11 protein-coding genes are annotated in these 13,169 nt (G+C 38.3%); all 11 read right to left on the bottom strand.

Annotated features, from left to right (window positions below):
- Positions 1 to 317: 317 nt before the first annotated feature.
- Positions 318 to 1,349: a glyceraldehyde-3-phosphate dehydrogenase gene (locus tag AC1DRF_RS09030; protein ID WP_016765702.1), complete on the bottom strand. Its 1,032-nt coding sequence runs from the start codon at positions 1,347 to 1,349 to the stop codon at positions 318 to 320.
- A 218-nt stretch (positions 1,350 to 1,567) separates the two neighbouring features.
- A complete protein-coding gene (gene coaE / locus AC1DRF_RS09025; RefSeq protein WP_016765703.1) occupies positions 1,568 to 2,164 on the bottom strand; it encodes a dephospho-CoA kinase in 597 nt (198 codons plus the stop codon).
- Positions 2,165 to 2,187: 23 nt separating this feature from the next.
- Positions 2,188 to 2,817: a sporulation membrane protein YtaF gene (ytaF, locus tag AC1DRF_RS09020; RefSeq protein ID WP_477740616.1), complete on the bottom strand. Its 630-nt coding sequence runs from the start codon at positions 2,815 to 2,817 to the stop codon at positions 2,188 to 2,190.
- Positions 2,818 to 2,877: 60 nt separating this feature from the next.
- Complete coding sequence (gene mutM / locus AC1DRF_RS09015) at positions 2,878 to 3,711, bottom strand: DNA-formamidopyrimidine glycosylase (protein ID WP_013059438.1); 834 nt, start codon at positions 3,709 to 3,711, stop codon at positions 2,878 to 2,880.
- 21 nt (positions 3,712 to 3,732) lie between these two features.
- Entirely contained in the window at positions 3,733 to 6,360 is a 2,628-nt protein-coding gene (gene polA, locus AC1DRF_RS09010) for a DNA polymerase I (RefSeq protein WP_477740615.1), read from the bottom strand.
- A gap of 328 nt (positions 6,361 to 6,688) precedes the next feature.
- Positions 6,689 to 8,461, bottom strand: coding sequence for a two-component system histidine kinase PnpS (gene pnpS, locus AC1DRF_RS09005; RefSeq protein ID WP_097824668.1), 1,773 nt, complete (start codon positions 8,459 to 8,461; stop codon positions 6,689 to 6,691).
- Positions 8,454 to 9,170: a response regulator gene (locus AC1DRF_RS09000; protein ID WP_477740617.1), complete on the bottom strand. Its 717-nt coding sequence runs from the start codon at positions 9,168 to 9,170 to the stop codon at positions 8,454 to 8,456. The genes pnpS and AC1DRF_RS09000 overlap by 8 nt, the downstream gene beginning before the upstream one ends.
- Positions 9,171 to 9,348: 178 nt before the next feature.
- Positions 9,349 to 9,825, bottom strand: coding sequence for a MaoC family dehydratase (locus AC1DRF_RS08995; RefSeq protein WP_016765707.1), 477 nt, complete (start codon positions 9,823 to 9,825; stop codon positions 9,349 to 9,351).
- Positions 9,826 to 9,958: 133 nt separating this feature from the next.
- Positions 9,959 to 10,897, bottom strand: coding sequence for a malate dehydrogenase (mdh, locus tag AC1DRF_RS08990; protein ID WP_013085194.1), 939 nt, complete (start codon positions 10,895 to 10,897; stop codon positions 9,959 to 9,961).
- A 28-nt stretch (positions 10,898 to 10,925) separates the two neighbouring features.
- The gene (gene icd / locus AC1DRF_RS08985) at positions 10,926 to 12,218 is read right to left on the bottom strand and encodes an NADP-dependent isocitrate dehydrogenase (protein ID WP_277813712.1); all 1,293 of its coding nucleotides are present in this window, start codon (positions 12,216 to 12,218) and stop codon (positions 10,926 to 10,928) included.
- Between the two features lie 75 nt (positions 12,219 to 12,293).
- Positions 12,294 to 13,169: citrate/2-methylcitrate synthase (locus AC1DRF_RS08980; protein WP_477740614.1), on the bottom strand; the 876-nt coding region annotated here is incomplete at its 5' end.

Raw genomic sequence — 13,169 nt, 5'->3', positions numbered from 1 at the left:
CCCTTTAAGTAGCCACATCACCGAAAGGTACACAAGAAGTTCACGAAACATAGTATACTTTGTTTACATTTATTTTGCAATACGTGTTTTGATTTTATTAAAGATTGTTCTTGCAGATAGACCTATACAAATTACCTCTGTATTCTCGTGAGACAGTGTGTAAAAGCTGCTAAACGACTATTAATTTTTTATTAAAATTGAGGAAAATAAACACCCCTTTGCATGCTTATCTTATTGCTTTTCCCTATTCTTTTGGATAAAAACAAAAAAAACAGGGCGACAGCTCCCTGTTTTTTTAAAAGCAATCAATAGCTTTCTTAGCTTACTCTTATTTTTGATCCATTACGCATTTCTGCAGCAATATATCTTACCAAATCGACTACGCGCTGAGAGTAGCCCCACTCGTTATCGTACCAAGCTAACACTTTAATTTTATGATCTTCCATTACGATTGTGGATAGTCCATCTACAATAGCTGAATGAGGATTTGTATTAAAGTCAATTGATACGAGTGGTTCCATTGTTAAATTTAAAATATTCTTTAATGGTCCTTCAGCAGCTTTAATAAACGCTAAATTAACATCTTCCATCGTCACAGGTTTCCTTACATCCACAACTAAATCGACAAGCGATACGTTCGGCGTTGGCACACGAAGCGCCATCCCATGAAGTTTTCCTTTTAAATGAGGAAGAACTAATGAAAGTGCCTTGGCTGCTCCAGTGGTTGTAGGAATAATTGATTGAGCACACGCACGGGCTCTTCGCAAATCTTTATGCGGATTATCGATATTCTTTTGATCATTTGTATATGCATGAACGGTCGTCATTAAACCGTTTTCAATTGTGAACGCTTCGTCTAGTACCTTGACAACTGGAGCTAGACAATTTGTCGTACAAGAGGCATTGGAAATAATGTTATGCTGATTCACATCAAACTCTCGTTCGTTTACGCCCATCACAATGGTGATATCTTCTTGTTTACCCGGTGCCGTTAAGACAACTTTTTTCGCACCTGCTTCAATATGTAACTGCGCTTTTTCTCTTGAATTAAATTTTCCCGTTGCTTCAACAACTAGATCAATCCCAAGCTCTTTCCAAGGCAAATTCAGCGGATCACGTGAATTTAATAGCTGAATTCTTTTACCGTTAACAATTAGAGCATCATCATCACATTTGACATCTCCATTAAATGCTCCGTGTATAGAGTCATATTTGATTAAATGTGCTAACGTTTCTGCTGGATAAGATGCATTTATTGCAATAATATCCAAATTTTCCTCTATAATCGCTGTGCGAAACACCATTCTTCCTATTCTCCCAAAACCATTAATGGCAATACGTGCTTTCATGGCTATACCCCTCTCTATATGTGTTATACTATTTAACTTTTTATATTGAATAGTATAACATAAATATTTAAAAAGTGAATAATATTAATTTTTTTTAATAAATTATTTTAATTAAGTTTTACTATATGTATATAGCAAGAACAGATATTTAACACATTCTTTTTTAGAAGCCCTTAAATATTCCCAATAAAAAAAGAGTGAATGCAATCATTCACTCTTTAATCTAGCCATAGGGCTAATATACTTAAAAGCTGTTGTTTTGTTTCTTCCACAGGACCGTTGTTATTGATCACCGCATCGGCTAAGGCTACTTTTTGAATTAAAGGCAGCTGTGCATGGATACGCGCATAGGCATCCTCCGCCGAGAGGTTATTACGCGACTTTAACCTTTCTAGCTGCACAGACTCATCGACATATACAACTACTACTTTATCGACTAAATGTGTCAAATCGCTTTCAAACAGCAGCGGAATATCTAATACAACGGCTTCGTAACCTTCCTCTATATAGCTTTCCTTTTGAGAAAGCATTTCTTTTCTTACGGCAGGATGTACAATTGCATTCAACTTTTTACGTTCTTCCTCTTGATAAAACACAATTTCCCCTAAAGCCGCTCGATTGATCTCCGCGTTCTCGTGAAGAATAGAACGGCCGAACGTCTCGACAATTTGTTTGTATGCTTCTTTTCCTGGTTCTACGACTTCTTTTGCAATGTGATCAGCGTCGATTACTGGAATATTGATATCTCGTAGCATTCCGGTTACCGTGCTTTTCCCGCTTGCAATTCCGCCTGTTAATCCAATTACAATTGACATTGGCCTCTCCTTTATCTCTTTATTTAAAATCTAAAAATACCTAAAATAATAAGCAGAACTCCTGGTACAAATGAGAACATTTTCATCCATGATAAACGTGAAAAAACCTTGCCAAATTGTATGCCCGCACTTAAAAAAAGAGAACTCATAAGAGCTACAGCAATTGCTAGAGCATACGGCGAATAACCTAATAAAGCCGCTCCAAACCCCGCTCCAAATGCATCAAGAGATAATGCAATTCCAAGTATAAATGCTTCAATACCATTGATGGAACCTGAATTATCTAAATCTGCTGCAATTGGCTTTTTTAATACGTTAATGACTAGGCCAATTGACTTAATTTCAATTTTCACTAATGTTTTTTCTTCTTTTACTCGAGGTGAATCTGCCGGATAAAAAAACTGGTATAAAATCCACATCCCAAGCAGAACAAGAATACCTCCGCCTACTTTATTTAGTACATCCACTGAAAATAGATGCGTAAGTACTTTTCCTAAAAACATAGAAAACATTAAAGAAAATGCTGAGCAACATGAAATAATAAAAATGGATTTCAGCGGGATTTTCACCTTTCGAAGTCCGTATKTCAGGCCAACACTAAAGCTGTCAAGACTTACGGCAAAAGCAAGAATAAGTAAAGAAAATGTTATCATGATGAGAGGACTCCTTTCCTTTCTGTCTATACGTAGTATATGAAAGGAGCCCATCCATTGTTATTTTTTAGCCGGCTGACAATTTGGGCAGATATGTGTTCCTCTACCGCCTACAACAAATTTTTCAATTGGGGTACCGCACATTTTACAGGATTCGCCTTTTCTTCCGTACACATAAAGCTGCTGCTGAAACATTCCTATTTGTCCCTGTGTGTTTACATACGTGCGAATGGTGCTGCCTCCTTGTTTCACAGCTTCTTGAAGAGTCGCTACAATTTCTTCGTATAATTTTTCATACTCTTCGTCTGTTAATTGGCTGGCCACTCGTTCAGGATGAATCCCTGCGCGAAACAGCGCTTCATCTACATAAATATTTCCAAGCCCAACCACGACATTTTGATCGAGTAAAACCGGCTTGATTTTTCGAGAGGTTTTGCCGATTCTCATTTTTAATTGACTAGGATTAAATGTTTCGTCAAACGGTTCAGGTCCAAGGCCAATAAGAGGAGGAAACAGATCTTCCTCTCCCTTTTTAAATAAGTGCATAGTACCAAACTTCCTTACATCCCGGTATCGCAATTCCGTTCCATCCGTGAAGTGAAAAAAGACGTGTACATGCTTATCTGGTTCTTCTGCATTCTCATGGAGAGCATATTTCCCTTCCATACGCAAATGAGAAACCATCGTATAATCATCGAGCACAATTTTCAAAAATTTACCTCTGCGTTCAACATCTCGAATGGTTTGTCCAACAAGCGCATCACAAAACTGTTCAACTTGTTCAGGACGTTTGATAATATTAGGCCATTTAACTGTTACACGCTCAATGGTCTTTCCACTGGCTAATTCAATTAACGTACGTCTGACGGTTTCAACTTCTGGTAATTCTGGCACGTTTGTCACATCCTTTTTCCACTACTTTGCTTCGTACCAAGTCTTTCCGTAAGAATAATCTACTTTCAACGGAACTTCTAACTCTAAAGCGTTCTCCATTACTTCTGGTACGATTTTCTCTAAAATTTTAATTTCTTCTTCTGGGGCTTCAAAAATCAGCTCATCGTGTACTTGAAGCAGCAGCTTAGCCTGAAGATTTTCATCTTTTAAGCGCTTATCCATTTCAATCATTGCTTTTTTAATAATATCAGCTGCCGTCCCTTGGATAGGCGTATTCATAGCCGTACGCTCAGCGAAGCTGCGGAGGTTAAAATTTCGGCTGGTGATTTCAGGCAAGTAACGTCGGCGGTGCAAGAGCGTTGTTACATATCCCTTTTCTTTTGCATCGCGTACAATCGTATCCATATACTCCTGTACACCAGGGAAGCTTTTTAAATAGCGTTCAATAAAAGTAGCCGCTGCTTTTCTTGTAATTCCTAAACTTTGCGATAAACCGTAATCACTGATGCCATAGACGATTCCAAAGTTAACTGCTTTAGCCTGGCGGCGCATATTGGACGTTACTTCTTCTCTTTCGACGTGGAACACATCCATCGCTGTTTTCGTATGAATATCTAAGTCATGCTTAAACGCATCAATTAGCTTTTCATCATCTGCAATATGAGCCAGTACGCGCAGCTCAATTTGTGAATAATCCGCTGCAAATATCAACCAATCAGGCTGTGAARGCACAAACGCACCTCTTATTTTTTTACCTTCTTCAAGACGAATCGGGATGTTTTGCAAGTTAGGATCTACTGAGCTTAATCTTCCCGTTTGAGTTAATGTTTGATTAAAGCGGGTATGAACTTTTCCATCGCTTTCATGAATAACCTTTTTTAATCCTTCAATATACGTAGACTGTAATTTTCCTAGCTGACGGTATTGTAAAATCTCTGGGATAATATCATGGGTACTAGCTAATTGCTCTAATACATCAGCTGATGTGGAATAGCCTGTTTTTGTTTTCTTTATGACCGGAAGCTGCATTTTTTCAAAAAGAACAACTCCTAGCTGCTTTGGCGAATTAATATTGAATTCTTGTCCAGCGTATTCGTAGATTTTCGCTTCAATTTTTTCAAGCTGCTCTCGAAGATCTTCGCCCATTTCATCCAAACGCGCGCGGTCAATTTTCACCCCTTGATATTCCATATCAGCAAGGACAATGGCAAGAGGCATTTCAAGCTTCTCAAACAGCTCAAACTGTTCATTTTCCACCAATTCTTTTTCTAACACTTCTTTTAAATAAGCTACGGCGGCTGCTTTTCTTACAACATGCTCAGCTAGCTGATCAGCTTCTGCAATGCTTCGCTTAGCTCCTTTTCCATACACAGCTTCATCTGATTGCACTTGATGGTATCCTTTTAATTTTGCAATTGTCGCTAGGTCATCATTTGCCTCAGCAGGATTCAAGATGTAAGAAGCAATCATTACATCATGTTCAATTCCTTTAATTTCATGCCCCGCCCATTTTAACGATACAATCGTACGTTTCCCATTAAACACCGTCTTTTTTACACGTCCATCTTCTAACCATGCTTTAAATTTAGAAGATGAAAGAGCTGTATCTTTATCAATAAAATAGTGACCATTTTTGTTGCTGATTCCAAAACCGAGCAGCTGATTGTGATGGTAGTTTTCTTCATACCCTTCTACGATCAGAGCTGCTTCGCTTGTTAGCATATCATCGTGAACTTCCTGCGCTATTTCAAACGTTAGTTCTTCAAAATCTGCTTCCTCTTCTGCTGATTCACCAAATTTAGCAAGCAAAGAATTAAACCCAAGCTCTTTAAATAATGAGATGACCTTTGAAGATTCAAACCCGTCATACTTTGCATCTTCTACAGATACTTCAAGAGGCGCTTCGCAATAAATAGTTGCAAGCTTTTTACTCATGATAGCTGATTCACGATTATCTTCTAGCTTTTCTTTTAATTTTTTACCGCTGACTTGATCGATAGATTTCAATACATTTTCAACCGTTTCGAACTCTTTTAATAACTTTAAGGCTGTTTTTTCGCCGACTCCGGGCACGCCTGGGATATTATCCGAGCTGTCCCCCATAAGGCCTTTCATATCAATAATTTGTGCAGCCGTAATACCATACTTTTCATCAATGGCTGCAGGCGTATAGGAATCGACATCCGTAATTCCTTTTCTCGTAATATCTACGGTTACATGTTCTGACACAAGCTGAAGTAAATCTTTATCACCAGAAATGACTTTTACGGCCATTCCTTTTTGTTCAGCTTGTTTTGAAAGCGTACCGATAATATCATCTGCTTCATAATCAGGCAGTTCATAGCGCTTAATCCCATATGCATCTAATAACTCACGAATAAAGGGAAACTGCTCTGAAAGTTCAGGAGGCGTCTTTTGTCTTCCTCCTTTGTATTCTGTAAATGTTTTGTGGCGAAACGTTGTTTTCCCTGCATCAAATGCCACAAGTAAATGTGTCGGCTTCTCTTCCTCTAAGATACGTGTCAGCATTGTAGTAAAGCCATATATGGCATTTGTATGTATTCCTTTATCATTGTTTAAAAGCGGCAAAGCAAAAAATGCACGGTAGGCAATACTATTCCCGTCAATTAATACTAGTTTTTGTGTCATTCATGTTCCTCCATTTCGCTCTCTTCTTATCTTACCTTTATTTTAGCAAACAATAAGCTTTAAGGACAAAAAGTAATCTTGAGTTCAACGTTTTATTTTCATGTGGTGATAAGATCTGTGCATCATAAAATAAAAACACCGCCTAGTTATTTTAGGCGGTGTAACATGTGAATGGATAGAAATTGTCAAAAAGAATCGGCGAAAATAGCACGGTTAAAGCTATTTTCGCCTTACACATTGGCTCCTTGGATGAAGGGGTTTCCATGAAAAATTGTATCAATTAATTATTAAGCTAAATTAAATAAATTGTAAAAGGAACGTAAACATTTTACATCTGCGGCAAATACTTGTGCAGCTTGACCGAAAAAGTTGTCCCTTTATTGACTTCACTTTTCACTTCAATTTCCCCTTTATGAGCTTCAACGAGATGTTTAACAATTGCTAATCCAAGACCTGTTCCTCCGGAATTACGGCTTCTTGCTTTATCTACTCGGTAAAAGCGCTCAAAAATACGTGAAATTTCATCAGAATCAATACCGATACCTGTATCTTGAACATGAACCGTAATCGTTTCTTCTTCCTCTTCAAGCGAAACGTGAACAGTTCCTCCAGGCATTGTATACATGAGCGCATTGCCGATTAAGTTAACAAACACTTGCATAAGGCGCTGACTGTCACCATCAATCCACGCTTCTTCAGGAAGCGTATCTAACGTTAGCGTGATTTCTTTTTCAGTCGCTCGGTTTGATAGCACTGTTATGACCTCATAGAGAAGGGTATTCAAATCTACTGGATGGATGCTTAGCTTAAACCCTTGCTGTTCAACTTTAGACAAATCTAAAAGATCTTGAATCAGACTCTCCATGCGCTGACTTTCCGTTAAAATGATCGATAGAAACTGCTGGCGCAACTGTGGATCTTCCATGGCACCGTCTAACAATGTCTCACTAAACCCTTTTATAGACGTAATAGGAGTTTTTAGTTCATGAGACACATTTGCTACAAAGTCACGGCGAACTTGTTCTAGCTTTTTCAGCTCGGTAATATCATGGAAAACAAGCACAATCCCTTTCCATTCATCGTTTAAGCCAATAATCGGCGCTCCGTAAACATCAAAATATCTTCGTTCAATATTTAAAGGGAGAACCACTTGTTTTCGAACCTTTACTTCCGTCATAAATATTTTTTCCACAAGCTTAATGATTTCTTTATGCTCAAATACCTCGTAATACAAATGATAAAGGAAGTCATCCGGATGTATATGAAACTGCTCTTTATAAGCTCGATTCACTAAGTTTATATAGCCTCTACTATCGATAAGAAGCATGCCGCTTCCCATATTTTCAATTAGCGTGCGCAGCCTGTCCTGCTGCATTTCTTGATTAGTGATAGACTCTTGCAGATTACGAGCAAGTGCGTTAATAGACTGACTCAGCATCCCTGTTTCATCTACATAATCTTCATATGTACGAGCTTTATAATTCCCTTTTGCAAGTTCCATAGCCACTTTGGTTGCCGATTCAATAGGACGGGTATAGCGTCCCATAATCTTTACACCTAAGAGTAAAATCACAATCAAAGCTAGACCTAAGCTTCCAATAAGAAGGCCCCAAATTTGCTGATTTACTTGTTTTAATGAATCAAACGATGTACTCAGCACAACAAATCCCTCTTGCTTACCTTCTATAATAAGCGGGATGCCATAGTAATATAAGTCGTAATCTTCTTTAATTTGATCAAAGCTTTTTTTACTGTTTAACTGCTTTTTTAATACTTGTTGGATTACGATACTTTTTTCGATTCTTTGCTGCTTGCTGCCTGGATTTGAGTCAACTAATATTTTTCCATCTTTTTGAACGATAGTCGTTCGTACACTTAACGAATGGCTGATTTGATCAACTTTAGATTTTAAAGCAGGACTTGTGATACCTTCTTCGCTAATGTACATTTCTACAAGCTTTGCCTCTTTTTCCATTCGCTCTTGAAATGTCTGAAAATAAAAGTTTTTAAACAACTGTCCCAGCAGCAGGCCAAGACCTACTAATACAATAATAATAAGTACTAATAGAGCCAAAAGTAGCCTTGAACGAAATTTATTCATCTACCTTTGGTTCCTCCAGCTTATATCCTAATCCTCTAATCGTTTTTATATAAACAGGTTTTCGCGTATTGTGTTCAATTTTCTCACGCAAATGGCTGATGTGCACATCTACAATTCGCGTATCTCCAGCAAAATCATAATTCCACACTGCACTTAGCAGCTGATCACGAGTTAATACCCGTCCTTTGTATTTTGCCAAATATAATAATAACTCAAATTCTTTCGGAGTAAGCTCAAGCTGCTCTTGATTAAAGTATGCCTCATAATGATCTGGAAGAATTTTTAAATCACCGATCATGATGCGCTCGCCATCTTCCTCTTGTTCATTTTCCTGAGCAATGATTTGTGTTCTGCGTAAAATGGCTTTTACACGCGCTACTACTTCTCGAGGGCTAAATGGTTTCGTCATGTAGTCATCTGCGCCAAGCTCTAGCCCTAATACTTTGTCGAACTCATCGTCTTTTGCAGTTAACATTAAAATAGGCGTCATCACTTTTTGCTGACGAAGCTTTTTACAAACTTCAATTCCATCCATCTTAGGAAGCATCAAGTCTAACACAATTAAATCCGGTTTTCCTTCTACTGCCTTGTTGTATCCTTCTTCCCCGTCTTCAGCTGTTTCTACTGTAAAGCCAGCTTGCTGTAAATTATATTGTAATAATGTTGAAATTGATTGTTCATCATCTACGACTAATAATTTCTTACTCATATTAACGATATAAGCCTCCATCTAGTTAAATTAAACCGCAGCTTCATCCAAATGATATTATTTTCTATTTATCTTCTCTTATCATACAATGTTTTAGCCTCGTTCTCCAATACATTTCAACATTTTCAGAAAATATGACCAAACAGTTTCTTCTATATTTATAAATATTTAAGGCTTTTTAAAAATTTTCAAAGTCGTGTGTCTCTACCGATGGAAGTCTAAACGGCGGATACACAAGAAACCGCGCCGTTACTACTTTCTCTTTTTGCTCATTGACCGCTTCCACCTCAATCGTAACAGTTCTAGAAGAAACATCTACCTCTGTCACTTCAAATAAAAATTCAATCGTGCTATAATGATGAATCTTTTTAGGGAAGGCTACCGTATGTTCTGCAACGTGGCTTCCAGGTCCGGGCAAATACTTTGAAATGGCTGCTGTCATAATACCGGTAATCATAATACTTGGCACAATAGGTTTTTTAAAAGGGGTCTGAGATGCGTAATCATGCTGAATGTATAAAGGGTTAGAATCGTTTGTCAGCCCTAAGTACAATAAGATATCTTTATCTTCAATTCGTTCCGTTAGCGTTAATTTTTCTCCAACTTTTATATCTTCAATACTTCGGCCTATTTTTTGTTTTTTACCTAATACCATCATCATTCCACCTTTTGTATAAAGTAATAGCTTTTCTTTATATACAAGAAAAATTCGAGGTTTCCCTCGAATTTTCCTTGTGACTATTGTTTGAATATTGATAAAAACCTATACTCAAACCTATTTTATTGTATTAAGCTAATACACCCATGACAGTTTTAACTGATTTTGCTGATTGATCTAAAGAAGCTTTTTCAGAATCAGTCAGTTCTAATTCAATTACCTGCTCAATTCCTGCAGCYCCTAATACGGTTGGAACACCTAAGTAAATGCCATTATAACCATATTCACCCTCCAGGTAAGCAATCGCTGGTAAAATACGACGCTGATCTTTTAAGATCGCTTCTGTCATTTCCACTAAAGAAGCAGCAGGCGCGTAGTATGCACTTCCGTTACCTAATAAGTTAACGATCTCGCCGCCGCCTTTGCGTGTTCTTTCAACAATTGCTTCAAGACGCGCTTTTGGAATAAGCGTTTCAAGAGGAATACCGCCAGCATATGAGTAGCGTACAAGAGGTACCATATCGTCGCCATGTCCACCAAGTACAAAACCTGTAATATCTTTTACTGAAATGTTTAACTCCTGCGCTACGAACGTACGGAAACGTGCAGAATCTAATACGCCTGATTGACCGATTACGCGGTTTTTAGGAAAACCAGATTCTTTAAATACTGTATACGTCATAGCATCTACCGGGTTTGTCAACACGATGATGTGACAGTTTGGCGAGTATTTAACAACTTCTTGAGTAACAGACTTCATGATTTTTTGGTTCGTTGTTACTAAATCATCGCGACTCATACCTGGCTTGCGCGCGATACCAGCTGTAATAATGACAATGTCAGAATCAGCTGTGTCTTCGTAGTTGGCTGTTCCTGTAATGTTAGCGTCAAAGCCTTGTACAGGACTTGCTTCTAACATATCCAGCGCTTTACCTTTAGCTGGATTTTCTAATTGCGGAATATCAACTAATACAACATCAGCTAATTCTTTTTGACCAATTAAAAAAGCAGTTGTAGCTCCTGTAAAGCCCGCTCCGATAACAGATACTTTTTTACGCATATTTGCCATTATAATTCCTCCCCTAAATGAATAGCTATTAAACTGTTACTTGTTTTCCTAGATTGCTAATTAATTCATCAGCAAACTCTGAACACTTCACTTCTGTTGCGCCGTCCATTAAACGTGCGAAATCATATGTTACTACTTTTGAAGCAATTGTTTTTTCCATTGATTTCATGATTAAATCCGCTGCTTCATTCCAGCCAAGGTGTTCAAGCATTAACACACCTGATAATAATACAGAAGATGGGTTTACTTTATCTAAACCAGCATATTTAGGTGCTGTACCGTGAGTTGCTTCAAAGATAGCATGTCCAGTTTCGTAGTTGATATTTGCCCCTGGAGCAATTCCGATACCGCCAACTTGTGCTGCTAATGCATCTGAAATGTAATCTCCATTTAAATTCATTGTTGCTACTACATCGAATTCACGTGGACGAGTTAAAATTTGTTGTAAGAAGATATCTGCAATTGAATCTTTTACAATAATTTTTCCTGCTGCTTCCGCTTCTGCTTGAGCTTTGTTTGCAGCCTGTGCACCTTCTTTTTCAACGATGCGGTCATATTGAGCCCAAGTAAATACTTTATCGCCGAATTCTTTTTCAGCTAGCTCATAGCCCCAATTTTTAAATGCGCCTTCTGTATATTTCATAATGTTACCTTTGTGTACAAGCGTAACAGACTTGCGGCCTTGTTCAATTGCATAGTTGATTGCTGCACGCACAAGACGCTCTGTTCCTTCAGAAGAAATAGGCTTAATACCTAATCCAGAAGTTTCAGGGAAACGGATTTTATTTACGCCTAATTCCGTTTGTAGGAATGAAACAAGCTTTTGTACTTCTTCAGAACCCTTCGCATATTCAATACCAGCATAAATATCTTCAGTATTTTCACGGAAGATAACCATATCTGTATCTTCAGGGCGCTTAATTGGAGAAGGTACGCCGTCAAAGTAGCGAACAGGACGTAAGCATGTGAATAAGTCTAATTCTTGACGCAATGCCACGTTTAGAGAACGAATTCCACCGCCTACTGGTGTTGTTAATGGTCCTTTGATTGCAATTATGTATTCGCGAATTGCATCTAACGTTTCTTCCGGTAACCATTCGCCAGTTTGATTAAATGCTTTTTCACCTGCTAATACTTCTTTCCAAACGATTTCTTTTTCACCATTGTATGCTTTTGTAACCGCTGCTTCTAGTACGCGAGAAGCTGCTGCCCAGATATCCGGACCAATTCCGTCACCTTCGATAAATGGAATAATTGGGTTATTTGGTACGTTTAACACGCCGTTTGCTACAGAAATTTGTTCACCTTTTGTCATGAGAATGACCTCCTTAAAAAATTTGTCTACTTTCACTTATGGAAAAGTGCTCAACGAACGTGAGCACCTTCGTCACATTGTTTAGCTGCGCTCTTCAAGCGGAATGTACGTTTGTTTTCCAGGACCGATATAATCAGCTCTTGGACGAATCAAACGATTGTTTGAATACTGCTCTAAAATGTGAGCAATCCATCCTGATACGCGGCTTACGGCAAAGATCGGAGTAAATAGATCGTGATCAATCCCTAAGCTGTGGTATACAGAAGCTGAATAGAAATCAACGTTTGGCGGAAGTTTTTTCTCGCCTGTTACGATCTCTTCAATTTTCACTGACATATCGTATAGCGTTGTATCTCCTGCTTGTTTGGTAAGTTTTTCAGACATTTCTTTCAAGTGCTTGGCACGAGGATCACCCTGCTGATACACACGATGTCCAAATCCCATAATCTTTTCTTTTTTCGCGAGCTTTTCGCGAATATAAGGTTCCGCGTTTTCAACTGTTTGAATGTCAGACAACATTTTCATAACAGCTTCATTCGCTCCCCCGTGAAGAGGACCCTTTAACGCTCCAATAGCGGCTGTAATTCCTGAATAAATATCGGATAACGTTGCCACACAGACACGAGCTGTAAAAGTTGAAGCATTTAGCTCATGATCAGCATGTAAGACAAGTGCTTTATCAAATGCCTCTACTTGGATATCAGTTGGCTCTTCGCCGGTTAACATATATAAAAAGTTAGCGGCAATGCTATAGTTTTCGTTTGGTTCAATTGGCTCTAATCCGTTACGGACTCTTGAAAAAGCCGTTACCACCGTTGGTAATTGTGCTTGCAAACGAACAGCTTTGCGATAATTTGCTTCTTCATCCATTAAATCAGCAGCTACATCTGGTCGCGATACGTTTGATGGCTTAGGCACATCCTTAATATTCGTGACGACTCCAATCACGGGAAGTCC

This window comes from Priestia sp. P5_B4 (assembly GCF_056400385.1).
This window is presented reverse-complemented; position numbering and strand designations above follow the sequence as displayed.